Source organism: Nocardia sp. NPDC006630 (assembly GCF_040611495.1).
Taxonomy (GTDB): domain Bacteria; phylum Actinomycetota; class Actinomycetes; order Mycobacteriales; family Mycobacteriaceae; genus Nocardia.
Map to the genome: position 1 here is coordinate 152,683 of NZ_JBEXOK010000003.1, position 17,735 is coordinate 170,417.

Sequence of the window (17,735 nt, forward strand, 5' to 3'; positions counted from 1 at the left end):
CCTCACGATTGTGGCTTAACTCGCAAAAGTAACCACTGGGAATCTGGGCATATCGGTCAGAGGACAGACCCCAGCTAAATATTGGCGAACATCTATCGCCGAAGCGGGACGGCCCTCGTCACACGTGCCCGCTGTGTTCTGCACCGAATACTCACGGTGTCCTACACCGACTGCGTACTGCCGGTTCCCTCCGCATCGACCGGCGCCGCCGAAGTGCGCGTTCGCCGTCGAATCACCGCCGCCACTGCGACGGCCGCGGCCAGGATACACAGAATGCGCTCCGGCGCGGGGCCCAATCGAGTGGCGAGTGTCGTGTCCGTGCGCAGCGGCAGGGTGGCCACCAGCGCGGCCGGCACGAACTGCGGCGTCTGCTGCTGGATGGTGCCATCGGCGGTGATCATGGCGCTAACACCGGTGGTCACCGAAACCACCACGGCGCGACCGTGCTCCACCGCGCGAATGCGCGACATGGCCAGCTGCTGATAGGTCATCTCGCTGTGGCCGAAGGTCGCATTGTTGGAGGGCACCGTCAGAATCTGCGCGCCCGCCTGCACGGCCTCCTCGAAGGCGCGATCGAAGGCGACCTCGTAGCAGGTGGCCACGCCGATCGCGACGGGTGCGCCGCCGCTCGCGGGCTGCACATGCACCACGCCGTCACCCTTGCCGGGGACGAAATAGCCCGCCCGGTCGGCGTATTCGGAGAAGTGCCGGAAGAAGCCGCGATACGGGAGGTACTCGCCGAAGGGCTGGATGATCTTCTTGTCGTGCCGCTCGCCCGGACCGGCGGAATCCCACACGATGACCGAATTGGTGGTGGTGCGATCGTCATTGACGAGCACCGCGCCGACCAGGATGGGCGCCTTGATATCTCGCACGGCCTGCGTGATGAGGTCGTAGGCGTCGTCATTGCGGAGTGGATCGATATCGGACGAATTCTCCGGCCAGATCACCACATCCGGCTGCGGGGCCTGCCCGGCCGCGATGGCCTTGGCGAGTTCCTCGGTGCGCTTGATGTGATTGTCGAGCACCGCGCGGCGCTGGGCATTGAAGTCCAGTCCCAGCCGCGGCACGCTGCCCTGGATCGCGGCGACCGTGATCGGCCGGTTGCCGTCCTCCGGGCGGGGCAGCGCGGTCCGGAGGATCACTCCGGTGATCGGAACTATAGCGACAAGCATTGCCGCAGCAACAATCCGGTTCCACGATGTGAGACGCTGCACGCCCCATCTGGGACGATTCGGCTGCGCCGCGTACGCCGCGCGCGCGGACGGCAGCAACCACACCGCGAGCGCCGCCAGCCCACCACCGGTGAGCGCCACCAGAAAACTCACCAGCGGTGCCCCGCCGACCATGGCAAAGGGCAGATACCACCCATCGGCCTGCCCGAAAGCCAGCCTCCCCCAAGGAAATCCGCCGAACGGAAAACTCGACCGCCCCCACTCGGTCAGCGACCAGCCCAGCGCCACCCACACCGGCCACCCCGGCAGCCGCCCCACCAACCGGACGAACACCCCGAACAATCCCACATACACCGACAGCGCCGCAGACAGCGCAATCCACGGCACCGGCCCCACATAGATGCCCGTCCACGGCAGCAACGGCAAAAAGAACGCCAGCCCCGCCAACATCCCGTACCCGAATCCCCCACGCAGCCGCCCACTCCCGCGCACGGTCAGCACCAGCACCGCAATCCCCACCGGCGCCAGAAACCACAGCGTCCGCGGCGGAAAACTGGCGAACAGCAACAACCCCGCGACGACCGCGGTCACCATCCGCACGAGCACCGGATATCGGCGTAGCAACGAGACCACTCGATTCATCGATTCGGAAAACATTGTCGACGTTGAGTTTTCGGGGGTGGGCTCAGAGGGCATGGATGGTCGTCCCGCGGTGCACGGTGGACAGGCAGCGGGGCAGGGGGGCGCCGGGGGTGAGGGGTGGGAGGCCGGGGACTCGGGAGCGGGGGTCGGTGGACCAGCGCTGGACTTTGTCGGAAGCGGCGGCGACCACGAGATCGGTTGCCTCCCAGACGGCGTAGGAGGCGGGGGCGCCGGGGACCAGGGTTCCGGCGACGCCGTCGCGGACGCCGCCGGCGCGCCAGGCGCCGCGGGTAGCGGCGGCGAAGGCGGCGCGGGGGGAGATCTGGTGGCCGGGGGTGCGGTGATTCGCGGCGGCGCGCAGGGCTTCCCAGGGGTTCAGGATCGTGACGGGGGCGTCGGAGCCGATGGCGAGGGAGATGCCGGCGGCGGCCATGGCGGAGAAGGGGTTCAGGGTGGCGGCGCGGTCGGGGCCGAGGCGGGTGGCGTACATGCCGTCCGGGCCGCCCCAGGTGGCGTCGAAAGCCGGTTGGACGCTGGCGATTACGCCCCAGGCGGCCAACTGGGCGATCTGTGCGGCGTCGAGCATTTCGGCGTGTTCGATGCGGTGGCCGCGTGCGGCGAAGGCCGGGCCGCCGACCTGGGCGACCACGCGTTCGAAACCGGTGACCACCGCATCCGTGGCGGCGTCGCCGATCACATGGAATCCGGCCTGGATACCGGCCTCGGTGCAGGCCAGGACATGTGCGGCAATGGCATCGGCGTCGAGGTAGGCGGTGCCGGTGCTGTCGTGGTCGGCGTACCGGTCGCGCAGCCAGGCGGTGTGCGAGCCGATCGAACCGTCGACGAACAGATCGCCGCCGAGGGCGTGCACGCCGAGTTCCTTGATCAGGGTGCGGGCTTCGTCGGCGGTGCGCACGGCCTGACCCCAGTAGGCGCGCACCTCCACCCCGTGCTGGAACTCCAGCAGCTCACACACATCGGTTTCGCCCGAAATATCGGGTCCGGCGCATTCGTGCACGGCGGCAATGCCATTGGCGGCCGCGGCATCGAGGGCGGCGCGGCGCGCACGATCACGCTGCGCCGGAGACAGTGCACCCAGTGCGGCAGCGCGCACCCGGTGATGCGCCTCGCTGCGCAGCGGCTCGCCGCGAGTGAAGCCGGTCGCCTCGGTGATCGCCTCGACCGCATCCAGCAGCGGGGTCGAGACAACGGCCGAATGCGCGTCCACGCGAACCAGATACACGATCCGCCCGGGCGCAGCGGCATCGATTTCGGCGAGGGTGGGCGCACGCCCCTCGGCCCAGCCGGTCTCGTCCCAGCCATCGCCGAGCACCGGCCCGTCCGGATGCGCGGCCGCGTAGGCGGCCAGCAGCTCCAGACATTCGGCGAGGGAACCGGCCTGCGACAGATCGAGTCCGGTGAGCTTCAACCCCAGCGCCGTCACGTGCACGTGCGGATCCACGAATGCCGGTGCGACGAAGGCTCCGTCGAGTTCGATGACCTCGGCCTCGGGATGCAGCGCCCGCCCGGTGCGGTCCGCGCCGACCCACACCACGGTGCCGTCGGTGACCGCCATGGCCGTGGCGTCGGGATTACTCGAGCTGTAGATGCGACCGCCGACAAGCAACTGGGTACTCACGGATTTCAAGTCTGCCCCACGCCCTCGCCTGGGCCGCAACCGCACTCCACACACCGGGCGTAGCTCACACTCGAGGCGCTATTTCGGTTGCTGAACCTGCTTGGACAGGGCATTGATGGCGGCGGCGATATCGGCCGGGTGGCTGAAGGGCAGTTTGTGATTGCCTTCGATCCACTGCACGGTGATGTCCGGATCGGCGACCTGCAGCACCTCGGCGCCCTCACGCCAGGTGCGGTTCACCCGCTCTGCCTTGGCATCGTGCCCGGTGGCCGTATCGGTCGCCAGCAGCATCGAGACCGGGCAGTCCAGCGCGCGATAGGTATCGAGCAGATGATGCTGACGGCGCTCGTCCACCTCGAGGGTGAGATCGGCGAAGGCATTGCCCGGCATCGCATAGCGGTAGGGAGTCAATCGCACGAGCAGCATGGCGAGTTTGGTGCCGAGACTGGTGACCGATGCCCGCATGGCCTTCGCATCGGTGACCAGCGGCTGCTGAATCGGCACCGCACCGTCGACGAGTACCAGCCCGGCCACGGCGCCCGGATGCGCCGCGGCATAGGCGAGCGCGAGATCGGCGCCCAGCGACCAGCCGATGAGAATCGGCCGGTCCGCCTGCACCTCGGCCAGCACGGCCTCGACGTCGGACAGGAAGTCCGCGACCTTGTATGTGCTTGCGGTGGAAGCTTTTCCATGGCCGCGCAGATCGAAGGTGATGCTCTCATAGCCGGGCAGATCGGCAATGACCGCTTTCCACGCGACCTGGGTCGCGCCGGCGCCATTGATGAATACCAGCTGCGGGCCGGATCCCGAGCGCGTCACCGGCAGGGTGACATCGCCATGGGACACGGTCGTATCGCTCGACATGGAGTTATCTGTCCTTCGAGGTATTTCCGGGGTCTGTGGTCAGCGAGGATCGATGATCCGGTGGGCAGTGCCCTGGCCATCGTCGTAATACTCGGACACGACAGTAGCGTCGATGACTTCACCGTCGGGGTCGATGACCACATTGCGGTATCCGTTCGGACCGACCGCCATGGCCACCCGATTCAGGCGGCGCGCGGCGAAAGCGGCCACGACCGGGCGCACCAGGAACCGCGTGAACGGCACCAGGGCCACCAGACCGACCAGCGAGGTGAGCAGACCGGGCACGAACATCAGCACCGCGCCCACGGTGACCAGCGCGCCGTCGGCGACGGCGGTGGAGGGCTCGATCTCACCGCGCGAGGCCTTGCGGAAGTTCTCGAACACCCGGCGCCCCTGCGAGCGCACCAGGATCAGGCCCATGGCCGACCCCGCGATGAGCAGCAGAATCGTGGGAAAAACGCCGATGAGGTGGCCGAAGAACACCAGGGTGGCGATCTCGGCGATGAAGTACGCGGCAAACAGTAGTGCGGGCATGTGGCGATCCTTTCGGCGATCTACCCGTAGTAACGCCCGACCCCTCGATTTTTCTCCCGGCTGCGGCGTCGGTCACAGCGTAAGCGTGCGCAGCGCATCCAGCAGCGCCCGGTGCCGGGCCGTGCCGAGCGGGGCGAGGAACCGCGATTCCGCCGCCGTGCGCAGCACCTCGGCGGCGGTGAGCAGTTCGGTGCCGTTGACGGTGAGTTCGACGATGTTCTTGCGCCGGTCCTCCGCGCTGCGACGGCGTGTGACCAGGCCTTTGTCCTCCAGGCCGTCGACAAAGCCGGTCATGGTGGTGCGGTCGATACCGAGTCGCTGCGCGGCCTCGAGCTGGGACAGCGGCGTCTCCGTCGCGTTCAGCAGCGCCAGCACGGCGAGTTCGCGGCTGTCGATTCCCAACGGCTGCAAGGCCTTCCCGATCTCCTCGGCCAGCCCCGCATACGCGCGCTTGAGGAGATAACCCAGTCGGGGTGTGAGGACGTCATCGTCCGGTGTCGGCTCGGCCATGCCGGCACTCTACCGTTCCACTGATAGTCAGCAGTACTGACGATCAGCTAGCCTGAAGTTATGACACGAATCAGATTCGGCGTGAAAACCACGCCCATGCGCGTCGGCTACCAGGACATCCTGCGAGTCTGGGAGGAGATCGACGGCCTCCCCGAGATCGAGGACGCCTGGCTGTGGGATCACCTGATGCCGATCAACGGACCCGCCGACGGCTCGATTCTGGAGGGCTGGACGCTGCTCGCCGCACTGGCCGCACGCACGCGGCGACTGCGACTCGGACTCCTGGTGACCAGCAATAGAATTCGCGAACCCGCTGTCCTCGGCAAGATCGCGAGCACCGTCGACGCCATCTCGGGCGGACGTCTCATCATGGGTCTCGGCGTCGGCGGCACCCGGCAGCCGCCCGGCACCGGCGGCATTCCCGGCCCCAACCCCGCCGAAGCCGAATACACCGCCTACGGACTCCCCCTGGTCTCCCCCGCCGAAGGCCTGCAGCGACTGGCCGAGACCATCACCATCCTCGAAAAGATGTGGACCGAGCCCGAATTCGACTTCCACGGCAAGCACTACACCCTGATCGGCAATCACAACGAACCCAAACCGGCCCGCCGCCCACCGCTGCTGCTCGGCGGCTGGGGCGATCGCACCCTGCGCCTGGTCGCCGAATACGCCGACCTCTGGAATATCCCCGGCCCGCCGCACAATGGCCTCGATGTCATCATCGACCGCGCCCGGGTGCTCGACGAGCACTGCGCCGCCCTCGGCCGCGATCCGGCGGAGATCACCCGGTCAGTGCAACTGATCGTGAACTACGACAATCCGGTGGCCACCCGCCGCACCGTCCTCGAATTGGCCGGCGCCGGAATCACTCACGTGGTGCTGAGCCTGCGCGCGCCCTATCCGATCGAGGTCGGAGCCTGGCTGTCCGAACAGATCATCGCCCCGATCCGCGAACAGACCCCGGCCTGACGCGGCGAATCCGGCGGACGCTCCCCGGCCTGAACTCCACGCGGTCTCTCGGGCGCGTTTCACCGGAGCACTTGTTCCACAAGCGCGGACCATGGCGTGGCGCAGCCGATTCCGTCAGGCGCTACCGGGCCTGACCAGGCCGGTTTCGTACGCCAGAACCACGGCTTGGACGCGGTCGCGGAGGCCGAGTTTGGTGAGAACGCGGCCCACGTGGGTCTTGACGGTGGCTTCGGAGAGGAACAGCGTCGCCGCGATTTCGGCGTTGGAGCGGCCTACGGCAATGTGTTCGAGAACCTCACGCTCGCGGGCGGTGAGGGCGTCGAGGATCGCCGGGTCGCGTCCGGCAGCCGGATCATCGGCGATGAGGCGGTCCAATAGTCGCTTGGTGACCTTCGGGGAAACGACGGCGTCTCCGGCGGCGACGCTGCGGATGGCGGAGATGAGGTCCTCGGGCGGGGTGTCCTTGAGCAGGAAACCGCTGGCCCCGGCGCGCAGTGCGCCCAGCGCGTGCTCATCGAGATCGAAGGTCGTCATGACGAGTACCCGGCTGCCGCAACCGGATTCGATAATGCGGGCGGTGGCGGTGACACCGTCGGTGACCGGCATCCGCACATCCATGAGCACAACGTCCGGGCGCAGTTCGGCGGTGCGGGAGATGGCGGTCGCGCCATTGTCGGCCTCCCCCACCACCTCGATGTCGGGGTGGGCGCCGAGCACCATCTTCAGCCCCGCGCGCATGAGTTCCTGATCGTCGACTACAAGTACGGTGATCGGCACGGGAACCAATCTATCGGTCGGGCAATCTCACTCACCGGCGGTGCGGTCGAGCGGGATGCCGGCGTGCACGGCCCAGCCGCCGGTGGCGTTCTTGCCGGTACTGAGGGTGCCGCCGAGCACGGCAATGCGTTCGCGCATGCCGACCAGGCCGAGTCCGCTGCCGGGGATGCGCGCTTCGGGACCGGAGGGTCCATCGACCCACGCACCCGAGCCGTTGCGCGGCACTCCCGGCCCGCACGCCGACGGACTCGAATCGGCGGCGGGCGCGGCCGGAGTGCCGCCGAAGTCGACGATATCGATCAGCACCTCGGTAGCACCGCGCGCGACCCGGACCTGGGCGCGCGGCGCGGGACCGGCGTGCCGGAGGGTATTGGTCAGCGATTCCTGCACGATCCGGTGAATGCCCAGGCTGACCTCCGGACTGACGGTATCGAGTTCCCCGCGCAGTTCCAGGGTCACCTCGAGCCCGGTATCGCGCATCATCTGCACCATTTTCGCAATGCCCGCGGTGCCGTGCTGCGGAAGTTCTTCCGGCGCATGCTCGATGCGCAGCAGTTCGACGGTGCGGCGCAGTTCGCGCAGCGCATCACGACCGGTCCCGGCAATGATGGTCAGCGCCTTCTCCGCGGAATCCGGATCATGCCGCAGCGCATACCGCGCCCCGTCGGCCTGCACGATGATGACGCTCACCGCATGCGCCACCACATCGTGCAGCTCACGGGCGATGCGCGTGCGTTCGGCCGCCACCGCGTCGTGTGCGCGCCGTTCCCGGTCGTAATCGGCGACGGCCAGCCGCGCGGCGACCTCATTGTCGTACGCGTGCCGCGCGCCGACGAATTCGGCGAAGGTCCAGCACAGGGCGTAATACAGCGCGGTGAACGGGATATCCGTGCCGCCGGGCTTCCCGATCATCGCGTAGGACAGCAGGCTGTCGAGCAGCAGCGCGCCCAGATACCAGAGTCCTTCGCGGCGGCCCACATACGCGACCAGCGTGTAGAGCATGATGCCCAGCCCGAGCAGCGCCGGATGCACCGCCGTGTCATCCCCCGCGCCGTGCACCAGACTGGTGCTCATCGACAGCACCACCAGCACGATGGCCGCAGCCCGCGGATGTGTCCGCCGGAAGATGATCGGCAGCACCAGCGCCACACCCAGCACCAGATACGTGATCTTGTGCCGGCTCTCGCTCACCGCCAGCACATCGATGATCAGCAGCCCCAGCGCCAATATCGAATCGGCGATGAGCGGCTTCCCCCGCAGCCACAGACTGAACCGACGCATCTCCCCACCCTAAAGCCCAGTCCAGCCCCCGCCCGCCCCGCGTCGGTGACACCGGCAACACTCGCACAGCGCCCCGCAATACGCCGCAACCCCTGCCAGAGCTGCACGGACACACCCTGTGCGATCCGAACAAACGCGGCGTGTGTGATCGCACAGCGCTCGCCTGTGCGCCGCAACCCGGGTCAAGGGCTGCGCGACGCGGACACGCGCTGTGCTCCGGACAGCTCGGCGTATGTGATCGCACAGCGTTCGCCTATGCGCCGCAACCCGGGTCAAGGGCTGCGCGACGCGGACACGCGCTGTGCGATCCGAACAGCTCGGCGTATGTGATCGCACAGCGTTCGCCTATGCGCCGCAACCCGGGTCAGGGCTGCGGGACGCGGCCGCGCTGCGCGATCCGGACAGCTCGGCGGTGATCACCGTGGGCGGGTGCGCGGTTTGCCGGGTGGTGTCCGGTCTGATTGGGTCGCGGGATGGGTGTGGGTGACTGGGCGGTGTTGCTGAGTGCGGCTACGGCGGCGGGGTGGGTCGATGCGGTGGTGGGCGGGGGCGGGTTGATCGTGTTGCCGATGCTGTTCGTGGTGTTGCCGGGGCTGGCGCCGCAGACGGCGCTGGGCACCAACAAGATTGCGGCGTTCTCGGGGACGAGCGCGGCGGTGATCACCTTCGCGCGGAAGGTGCCCATCCGGTGGAAACTGCTGCTGCCGGGCGCGGTGCTCGCGGCGATCGCGGCGGCGTGCGGGTCGGCGGCGGTGGGGCTCATCGATCGGAAGTACTTCGTACCCATCGTGATGGTGGTGCTGGTCGGGGTCGCGATCTTCGTGACGCTGCGGCCCGCGATCGGCCTCACCATGGCCACCCATCCGCCCACCCGGCGCAAGACCCTGCTGGTGGTGGGCCTGGCCGCCGGGTTGATCGGCCTCTACGACGGCATTCTCGGCCCCGGCACCGGGACCTTTCTGATCATTACCTTCGCCACCCTGCTCGGCACCGAATTCGTGCGCGCCGCCGCGATGGCGAAGGTCATCAACTGTGGTTCGAATCTGGGTTCGCTGATCTTCCTGGCCTCGACCGGTCATGTGCTGTGGGGGCTGGGCCTGTCCATGGCGGTCGCGAATGTCGCCGGGTCCGTGGTCGGTTCACGCATGGCCCTGGCCCGCGGCGCGGGTTTCGTGCGTGTGGTGCTGCTGGTTGTGGTGGTGGCCATGGTGATTCGACTGGGCTGGCAGCAATTCGGTTAGACGAGAGACTTTTCCGACGTGCGTAGCTCGTGTTCCTCGGGGCGATAGGACTCGGCACGCTCCCCGTGGAACGTCTCGGTGCGCCGCAGGACCGCCGCACCGAGATGCCGGACCGGAACATCATTGCGCGGCAGCCCATATGCCTCGCGCGGGGCGGCAGCGGCCTCACGCGGCGCACCGGTTGTCTCACGCGGGGCCGTAGCTGTCTCACGCGGGGCGGCGGCCGTCTCGCGCGGCGCGGCGACCATCCGGCCCGCAGGACTGTCGGGTACGACGGAAAGTTCCGCGCTGCCCGCCCGGATCCCACGATTGCCGTCGGCGTCCGCGGGCGCAGTCAGCCACGGCGCCAGCACCTTCGAGGTGGTCTCCTGGATTTTGCGTTGCAGCAGTTCGGGATCGTCGATGGCGCCGGTCTGGAACAGCACCGTGAGCGCACCCGAGACCGCGCCGACAACAGCGCCGACCAGTGCGGCCGAACCCACTTCGTCGAGCTCCTCCGGAAAGGCTGCCCGCAAATGTTTGGCAATCTCCTGCTGCGCGGCCAATTGCGCATGGGCGGCACGTCCGCTCACCGCCGGCACCGTGCGCGACACCTGGGCGCGCAGTACCGCGATGCGGGCGGGCAGGGCGTCGCCGCGGTGTTCTCCCGGATTGTCACCGGCCGCACGCAGCGCGCGCAGCAGCACCTCGACCGGTCGTTCGCCCGGTCGTCTGGTGGCGATGGCCTGCGCCGCCGACTGGACCCGTTCGTCCGGTTCGGGGAACAGCAGTTCCTCTTTGCTGGCGAAGTAGTTGAAGAAGGTTCTGGTCCCGACTTCGGCCGCGGCGGCGATATCGGCGACGGTGGTCGCGTCATAGCCTCTGGCCTCGAATAGTTCGACGGCGGCCTCGAAAAGGGCGCGGCGGGTGCGTTCTCGTTTGCGGTCGCGAAGCGCGGATGGCGGCACGCGGGCAGACGCTACGGCATTCGAGCCCGAAAACGTGGCATGTACTGGGCTTGTCGCGTGCGTTTCCTGGTGTGCTTCTTCGCACTTCGTGCATCGTTGCAGCGTGTGCAGGTTTGCACCGTGCGAATTCCATAGTGCGGCAGCGTGTTGTTGATCGGCACCTGGGCCACCCTCTAGCGTGGTCCGGGTGAGCATCGCAACCAAGGTCGTGGACGAGCAGTTCCGCGCACTCCCCCTGGCAGCGCTTGCCGAAGCCGCCCTGTCGGCGGCGCGCGCGGCCGGGGCCGACTATGCCGATCTGCGGGTGCATCGACTTGCGCAGCAGTCCATCCGAGTACGCGACGGCCGCGTCGAATCGGTGCGCGACAGCACCGATCTCGGCTTCGCGGTACGCGTCATCGTCGACGGCACCTGGGGTTTCGCCTCCCATGCCGACCTCACTCCGGAGGCGGCCGTGGAGGTCGCCCGGCGCGCCGTAACGGTTGCCAGCACGTTGCGGGCACTGAATCGCGAGCGGGTGGAGCTCGCCGACGAGCCCCGCTACGTCGACGCCGAGTACGTCTCGGCCTACGACGTCGACCCCTTCGCGGTCCCGACACCGGACAAAGTGGCACTGCTGCTGGATTATTCGGAGCGGCTCCAGGCCGCCGACGGCGTGGATCACGTGACGGCAACCGTGCTGCAGGTCAAGGAGCAGACCTACTACGCCGACACGCTCGGCTCGCGCATCACCCAGCAGCGGGTGCGACTGCATCCGCAGCTGGAGGCCATCACCGTCGACCCCTCGGCGGGCGTGTTCGAAACCATGCGCACCCTCGCCGCTCCCGCCGGGCGCGGCTGGGAGTACGTGACCGGCGCCGACGGAACCTGGGACTGGCACAGCGAACTCGCGCAGATCCCGGAGTGGCTGGCCGAGAAGGTGAAGGCCCCCACCGTCACCGCCGGACCCACCGATCTGGTCATCGATCCGACCAATCTGTGGCTGACCATTCACGAATCCATCGGCCACGCCACCGAGTACGACCGCGCGATCGGCTACGAATCCGCCTACGCCGGAACCTCCTTCGCCACCCCCGATCAGCTGGGCACCCTGCGCTACGGCACGCCGATCATGCATGTCACCGGCGACCGCACCCAGGAGCACGGCCTGGCCAGCGTCGGCTGGGACGATGAGGGCGTGGCCGGGCAGCGCTGGGATCTGGTGCGCGAGGGCACACTCGTGGGCTATCAACTCGATCGGGTGTTCGCGCCGCGACTGGGCCTGGAGCGTTCCAACGGCTGCTCCTACGCCGACTCCGCGCACCATGTGCCGATCCAGCGCATGGCCAATGTGTCACTGCAACCCGATCCCGAGCGCGATACCTCGACCGCCGAGCTCATCTCCCGGGTGGAGAACGGCATCTATATCGTCGGCGACAAATCCTGGTCGATCGATATGCAGCGCTACAACTTCCAGTTCACCGGCCAGCGCTTCTTCCGCATCCGCAACGGCGAGCTCGCCGGACAGCTGCGGGATGTCGCGTACCAGGCCACCACCACCGACTTCTGGGGATCGATGGAGGCCGTCGGCGGCCCGTCCACCTGGCAGCTCGGCGGCGCGTTCAATTGCGGTAAGGCACAGCCCGGCCAGGTCGCGGCGGTCTCGCACGGCTGCCCATCAGTCCTGGTGCGCGGCATCAATATTCTCAATACCCGCGCCGAAGCCGGGCAGTGAGGAAAGGACCGACACGATGAGTGTGCTCCCCGCCCCCGAGGTCGTCGAACGCGCGCTGCGGTCCTCGCGCGCCGATGAGGCCATGGTCATAGTCACCGACGCGCACGAGGCGTCCCTGCGCTGGGCCGGAAATTCCATGACCACCAACGGTTCCTCGGTCGCCCGGGACTGGGCGGTGGTGTCGGTGCTGCGCGACGGATCCGGTGCGGCCCGCGTCGGCAGCGTCAGCTCCACGAGTGTGGACCCGGCCGATATCGAGGCCGTGGTGCGCGCCAGCGAGGAGGCCGCGCGCACCGCCGAACCGGCGCGCGATGCCATGCCACTGCTCGATCCGGACACTATCGACAAGGCCACCCTGGATTGGACGCTGGCGTGGGACGGCGCGCCCGGCGCCACCGATATCGCGGTATTCGCCGAGCTGGCACGCGATCTCGCGCCCGGCTTCGACGGCGCCGATCAGCTCTACGGTTTCGCCCATCACCAGGTGCACTCCACCTGGCTGGGCACCTCCACGGGAATTCGGCGGCGCTGGGTGCAGCCCACCGGGTCGGTGGAGATCAATGGCAAGCGCGGTTCCGGCGAGGAGCTGGCCAGCGCCTGGGTCGGCACGGGCACCAGCGACTTCCAGAATGTCGATGTCCCAGGGTTGCTCGCCGAACTCTCGCGCCGCCTCGATTGGAGCAAGCGCCGGGTGGAACTGCCCGCCGGCCGCTACGAGACGCTGCTGCCGCCCTCGGCCGTCGCCGATCTCATGATCTATCTGTCCTGGACCATGGAGGGCCGCGGTGCGCACGAGGGCCATACCGCGCTCTCCCGCGCGGGCGGCACCCGAATCGGTGAGCGGCTCAGCGATATTCCGCTGACCCTCTACTCCGATCCGAGTGCGGCCGGTCTGGAGTACCGCCCGTTCGTGGCCACCCCGGCGTCCTCGGAATCGCTGTCGGTCTTCGACAACGGCCTCAGCGCCCGGCGCGCCGACTGGGTGCGCGAGGGTGTCATCGAATCACTCGTCTACCCGCGCGCCACGGCGGCCGAATTCGATGCTCCCGTCACGCTTCCCGGTGAGAACCTGCTCATGACCGGTGGCAGCGACGCCTCGCTCGCGGAGATGATCGCGAATACCGAACGCGGGCTGCTGCTCACCTGCCTCTGGTACATCCGCGAGGTGGACCCGGCGACCCTGCTGCTCACCGGTCTCACCCGGGACGGGGTCTACCTGGTGGAGAACGGTGAGGTCACCGCGGCGGTGAACAACTTCCGCTTCAATGAATCACCGCTGGATCTGCTGCGCCGGGTGAGCGAGGCCGGACGCACCGAGATCACTCTCCCGCGCGAATGGAAGGACTGGTTCACCCGCACCGCCATGCCACCGCTGCGCATCCCGGACTTCCACATGTCGTCGGTCAGCCGGGCGACATAGCACCGGCGGGAACCGGCGATTCCGCTTGCACGCGGCGCACTTCCGCGACGTACCGGGCGACGGCGTCGCGATTGCGCTCCAGCACGTGAATGCGCTCGGTCATGCTGTCCCGCTCGAGTTCGAGCGTGGTCAGCATCTCCGGCGTGACATCGAAGGAGTGAATGGTGCGCGGGGTGAGCAGGCACGGCAGGATCTGCTTGATGATCCGCGTGGGCAGCCCCGCCGCCAGCATGCCGCGAATCTGCAGCACCCGATCGACCAGTTCCTCGTCGTAGTCGCGGTAGCCATTGGCCTCGCGGCTGGAGAAGATCAGCCCCTGCTCCTCGTAGTACCGCAGCAGGCGGCGCGAGGTTTCCGTGCGCTGTGACAGCTCGCCGATTCGCATGTAACCCACATCTCACTCATCAAGCCCTTGACCCTCACATCAGTGTAAGGGTTTCAGTATTCCTTTGTGACACACACGAACTCGTCTACGAAGGAAGCAATCATGAGTGACCTGACCGGCAAGGTAGCACTGGTGACCGGCGGCAGCCGCGGAATCGGCGCGGCCATCGCGCGACGACTGGCCGGCGAGGGCGCGGCGGTCGCGCTGACCTATGTGCAGGCGGCCGACCAGGCGCGGGCGGTCGCCAAGCAGATCGAGGCCGACGGCGGGCGGGCCATCATCCTCCAGGCCGATCTGACCCGGCCGGAAGCCGCCGCCGCGGCGGTCGAGCAGACGGTACGGGAGCTGGGCCGCCTCGACATCCTGGTGAACAATGCGGGCTTCCTCACCTACGGCCCGCTCGCGGAGGTGGACGCCGAGGAGTTGGATCGTGTTCTCGCCGTGGATGTCCGGTCGGTCTTCCTGGCCGCACAGGCCGCCGCCCGGCATATGGGCGAGGGCGGGCGGATCATCAGCATCGGATCCTGCTTCAACGGGCGACTGCCCGGCGCGAACTTCGTACTGCAGTCGATGGCCAAATCCGCGCTCATCGGTCTGAACAAGGGGCTCGCGCGGGAACTGGGACCGCGGGGCATCACCGCCACCATTGTGGATCCGGGCCCGATCGACACCGATATGAACCCGGCAGACGGCGATACCGCCGAATTCCAGCGCTCGCTCACCGCTCTGGGGCGCTACGGCGAGGCCGAGGATATCGCCGCGGCGGTGTCCTATCTGGCGGGTCCCGGCGGCCGCTACATCACCGGCACCGCGCTCGCCGTCGATGGCGGATACACCGTCTGAGGACTTCGGCAGTCCGAATACACGGGCAGCTCAGGCGATTCCGGACTCACCCGCCAGCCAGGCGGCCCCAGGGTCAGTGGCAGCCCACACCACTCCGCAGTCGGGCGGTAGCCCACACCACTCCGCAGTCGGGTGGCAGCCCACACCACTCCGCAGTCGGGTGGCAGCCCAGGCCGTTCCGGAGTCAGTGGCAGCCCTCGCCGTTGCGGGCAAGCGGGCGCTCGGCGAGATCCTCTCGCCGAGCGCCCGCCGCTATTTCGGGTTCGAGACGGCGGTGAGCTGCGCCTCGATGATCTTCACCGCTGCGCCGACGCCGTCCTCCTCGGCGATGCGCGCGGCCAGCCGAGTCGCATTGTCGCGCAGACCGGTGTCGGTGGTCGCGATGCGAATAGCCGCGGCCAAGCGGTCCGCGGACAGTTTCGGATGCGGGATGGTCGCCGCGCTGACACCGAGTTCGGCCAGGCGTTTGGCCCAGAACGGCTGATCCGAATAGACCGGTACCGCGATCGCGGGCACCCCGGCGCGGATCCCCGCGGCCGTTGTGCCTGCGCCGCAGTGATGGACGACGGCCGACATGCGCGGGAACAGCCAATCGTGCGGTACCTCGCCGATGGTCATCAGGTCCTCGCCGCTCACCTCCAGCTGCAACCAGCCCGACTGGACGATCCCGCGCACCCCGGCCTGCCGCAGCGCATCGCCCACGATCTTCGACACTCGCGCACTGTGTTCGGCGCTGTCGACCATGCTGCCGAAGCCGACGAATACCGGTGGCGCTCCGGCCTTCAGGAACTGCACCAGATCGGCGGGCGGCTCCCAGTCCGCAGGCCGGGGCGGCCACCAGTAGCCGGTCACCTCCAGGCCCGGCCGCCAATCCGCGGGCCGCGGCGCCACATTCGGCGAATAGCCGTGCAGCACCAGCCACTGCGCAGCTGTGCGGCGCCGGCGCAGTTCCCGCATGGAGACCTCCGGCAGACCCAGTTCGCGCCGGAAACCGGCGACCACCCCGCCGAAGACGCGATTGATGATCCACGACCCGATACCGGCGGCCCACCGATTGCCGGTGGCGCCCAGGGAAACCGCGCCCATCGAGGCGGGCGGATGCTCGCCGGTCGAGGACATCGGCTGGAAGCGCAATCCGATCGCCGGAATGCCCTTGGCCTCCGCGAGCGCGAACCCCGCGAACTCGGTCAATTGGGTGAGCAGCAGTAGATCGGCGGGTTCATCGCGCAGCGCGGCGATCATGCCCTCCCCCATGCCCCGAACACCGCTGGGCGAGGCGAACTTCCACCCGGCCTTGCGCTTGTCGACGTCGGGATCGGTCATATCGACGTCGACATTGGTCTCCATCTCCCGGAATTCGAGTCCGCACCCGGTGATCAGTTCGGCGAAGACCGCGTGCGCGGCCACCACCACCTCGTGCCCGGCCTCCCGCAGGCGCAGTCCGAGACCGGTCAGCGGCGCGATATCCCCGCGGCTGCCGATGCCGGCCATAATGATCCTGCTCATGCCACCTCCACCGTTTCCAGGATCGACAGCCACTGCGCCACAATCTCTTCCACCCGGCCGATGCCCATACCCCCGGCCGGCGAGTGCACCGAGTAGTGCACGCGGCGCACACCGTCGTTCTGGCTCGCGCCCAGGAACATGCTCAGGTCGAACACCGTCAGGCGCGCCTGTTCGCGCGAGTGCGCGCCCGGAATCCACACCCCGACGTCTCCGAGGAAATTGAAGTAGAACTTCGGGAAATTGAATTCGATGAGCCGCGACCAGCTGTCGGGGTGATGCCAGAACAGCAGGGTGAAGTCCTCCGGATTCTTCGGGTAGGTGGCGATCGCATCGCGCATGCGGGCGCCGTGACTGCCCGCCACCGGTCGCACCAGCCAGGGGTAGTCGTCCGAGAGCCAGGCGACGGTCCGGCTCAGGTCGGTGCCCGGGCGCAGCCGGCTGTAGCGGCCGTGCTTCTGCACCTGCACGGGCCGCGCCACACCGGTGACGTCCTCGATGGCCAAACCCAGTGCCACCAGCAGGATCCGGGTGTAGGACGAGTCCAGCGCGACGGGCAGTTCGTCGAGCAGCCGTTCCGCGACCGCGCCTTCGATCACGCCGTCCAGGAACGCCGATTCCGGTGTGGCGGGGCGGTTCTCGATATTGGGTTCGCTATCGGAGGCGCCGACCCAGTAGTCCACATCCGCGGTGCGCGTCAGCGCGTACTCGTCCAGGAAGGCGGCCCAGTCCGAGCCGGTCGTCTGCTCCGGCGGCAGCGCGATGGTCTCCCCCGCCTCCCACTGCCGCACATAGGTCGCGACGTCATCCCACATCACCCACATGGCGACGCCGTCGATGGCGATGTGATGGATGGTGAGCAGCAGAATATTGACATCCGCCGACCGGGTGAGCAGTGCCGCGGTCACCAGCTTGCCCGAGGGCGGATCGAGCCGCAGATTGCTCTTGGCGGTCTCCTCCTCCATCAATTGCGGCAGCAGATTGTGGTCGAGGTTCTCGATATCGACGGTCCGCACATCGATTCGGGCGCTATCGATCACTCCGCCGGAGGCCGGCTCGATGAGGCAGGCGGCCTCCATCCCGTAGCTGTAGCGGCTGCGCAGCGATTCGTGATTGTCGATGAGCGCATTGATCAGCTGCTGCGCCTGCTCCAATCCCATGGAGACCGGAACGGGGCAGGGAATGGTGATTCCGAACAGGGCCGGATTCGGATCCCACATCAGGAACTTCTTGGCGGCGGCGGTCAGCCGCCCGGGGCGCAGGGTCGTCATGGGTGTCCTCGTCAGAAGGG

The 17,735-nt window shown here is 68.0% G+C and carries 16 protein-coding genes; 5 read left to right on the forward strand and 11 right to left on the reverse strand.

Annotated elements, in window-relative coordinates:
• Nucleotides 1-161: 161 nt before the first annotated feature.
• The 5 genes from lnt to ABZX86_RS08885 form a co-directional block, all read right to left on the reverse strand.
• On the reverse strand, nt 162-1,817 hold the full coding sequence (gene lnt, locus ABZX86_RS08865) for an apolipoprotein N-acyltransferase (protein WP_355121563.1): 1,656 nt from the start codon (nt 1,815-1,817) through the stop codon (nt 162-164).
• A gap of 43 nt (nt 1,818-1,860) precedes the next feature.
• Nucleotides 1,861-3,456 (reverse strand): amidohydrolase family protein, encoded by a 1,596-nt coding sequence (locus ABZX86_RS08870; protein WP_355121564.1) that lies wholly within the window; start codon nt 3,454-3,456, stop codon nt 1,861-1,863.
• Between the two features lie 78 nt (nt 3,457-3,534).
• Nucleotides 3,535-4,320 carry an alpha/beta hydrolase gene (locus ABZX86_RS08875; protein ID WP_355121566.1) on the reverse strand — a complete coding sequence of 262 codons (786 nt, stop codon included), beginning with the start codon at nt 4,318-4,320 and terminating at the stop codon, nt 3,535-3,537.
• A gap of 39 nt (nt 4,321-4,359) precedes the next feature.
• Nucleotides 4,360-4,854: an FxsA family protein gene (locus ABZX86_RS08880; RefSeq protein ID WP_355121568.1), complete on the reverse strand. Its 495-nt coding sequence runs from the start codon at nt 4,852-4,854 to the stop codon at nt 4,360-4,362.
• A 72-nt stretch (nt 4,855-4,926) separates the two neighbouring features.
• Nucleotides 4,927-5,364 carry a MarR family transcriptional regulator gene (locus ABZX86_RS08885; RefSeq protein ID WP_355121570.1) on the reverse strand — a complete coding sequence of 146 codons (438 nt, stop codon included), beginning with the start codon at nt 5,362-5,364 and terminating at the stop codon, nt 4,927-4,929.
• Nucleotides 5,365-5,424: 60 nt separating this feature from the next.
• On the opposite strand from ABZX86_RS08885, the gene ABZX86_RS08890 reads away from it, so the two are divergent.
• Complete coding sequence (locus ABZX86_RS08890; RefSeq protein WP_355121572.1) at nt 5,425-6,333, forward strand: LLM class flavin-dependent oxidoreductase; 909 nt, start codon at nt 5,425-5,427, stop codon at nt 6,331-6,333.
• 114 nt (nt 6,334-6,447) lie between these two features.
• On the opposite strand, the gene ABZX86_RS08895 is transcribed toward ABZX86_RS08890, so the two are convergent.
• Together ABZX86_RS08895 and ABZX86_RS08900 are read right to left on the reverse strand one after the other, a co-directional pair.
• Nucleotides 6,448-7,110 (reverse strand): response regulator transcription factor, encoded by a 663-nt coding sequence (locus tag ABZX86_RS08895; RefSeq protein ID WP_297617418.1) that lies wholly within the window; start codon nt 7,108-7,110, stop codon nt 6,448-6,450.
• 27 nt (nt 7,111-7,137) lie between these two features.
• Entirely contained in the window at nt 7,138-8,391 is a 1,254-nt protein-coding gene (locus ABZX86_RS08900) for a histidine kinase (protein WP_355121574.1), read from the reverse strand.
• A 473-nt stretch (nt 8,392-8,864) separates the two neighbouring features.
• On the opposite strand from ABZX86_RS08900, the gene ABZX86_RS08905 reads away from it, so the two are divergent.
• Nucleotides 8,865-9,632 carry a TSUP family transporter gene (locus tag ABZX86_RS08905; RefSeq protein ID WP_355121576.1) on the forward strand — a complete coding sequence of 256 codons (768 nt, stop codon included), beginning with the start codon at nt 8,865-8,867 and terminating at the stop codon, nt 9,630-9,632.
• Here the strand turns inward: ABZX86_RS08905 and ABZX86_RS08910 are convergent.
• The gene (locus tag ABZX86_RS08910) at nt 9,629-10,579 is read right to left on the reverse strand and encodes a helix-turn-helix domain-containing protein (RefSeq protein WP_355121578.1); all 951 of its coding nucleotides are present in this window, start codon (nt 10,577-10,579) and stop codon (nt 9,629-9,631) included. The genes ABZX86_RS08905 and ABZX86_RS08910 overlap by 4 nt on opposite strands.
• Nucleotides 10,580-10,757: 178 nt before the next feature.
• Here ABZX86_RS08910 and ABZX86_RS08915 point away from each other — a divergent pair, with 178 nt between their 5' ends.
• Both ABZX86_RS08915 and ABZX86_RS08920 read left to right on the forward strand, forming a co-directional pair.
• Nucleotides 10,758-12,293 carry a TldD/PmbA family protein gene (locus tag ABZX86_RS08915; RefSeq protein ID WP_355121580.1) on the forward strand — a complete coding sequence of 512 codons (1,536 nt, stop codon included), beginning with the start codon at nt 10,758-10,760 and terminating at the stop codon, nt 12,291-12,293.
• A 22-nt stretch (nt 12,294-12,315) separates the two neighbouring features.
• Entirely contained in the window at nt 12,316-13,713 is a 1,398-nt protein-coding gene (locus ABZX86_RS08920) for a TldD/PmbA family protein (protein ID WP_355122581.1), read from the forward strand.
• Here the strand turns inward: ABZX86_RS08920 and ABZX86_RS08925 are convergent.
• The gene (locus tag ABZX86_RS08925; protein ID WP_355122583.1) at nt 13,697-14,098 is read right to left on the reverse strand and encodes a MerR family transcriptional regulator; all 402 of its coding nucleotides are present in this window, start codon (nt 14,096-14,098) and stop codon (nt 13,697-13,699) included. The two genes, ABZX86_RS08920 and ABZX86_RS08925, sit on opposite strands and share 17 nt — an antisense overlap.
• Before the next feature lie 102 nt (nt 14,099-14,200).
• Here ABZX86_RS08925 and ABZX86_RS08930 point away from each other — a divergent pair, with 102 nt between their 5' ends.
• Nucleotides 14,201-14,941 (forward strand): 3-oxoacyl-ACP reductase family protein, encoded by a 741-nt coding sequence (locus ABZX86_RS08930; protein WP_355121582.1) that lies wholly within the window; start codon nt 14,201-14,203, stop codon nt 14,939-14,941.
• Nucleotides 14,942-15,193: 252 nt separating this feature from the next.
• Here ABZX86_RS08930 and ABZX86_RS08935 read toward each other — a convergent pair whose 3' ends face one another.
• Nucleotides 15,194-16,447, reverse strand: a complete 1,254-nt coding sequence (locus ABZX86_RS08935) for a glycosyltransferase (protein ID WP_355121584.1) — start codon at nt 16,445-16,447, stop codon at nt 15,194-15,196.
• Complete coding sequence (locus ABZX86_RS08940; RefSeq protein WP_355121586.1) at nt 16,444-17,715, reverse strand: condensation domain-containing protein; 1,272 nt, start codon at nt 17,713-17,715, stop codon at nt 16,444-16,446. The genes ABZX86_RS08935 and ABZX86_RS08940 overlap by 4 nt, the downstream gene beginning before the upstream one ends.
• Nucleotides 17,716-17,735: the final 20 nt, after the last annotated feature.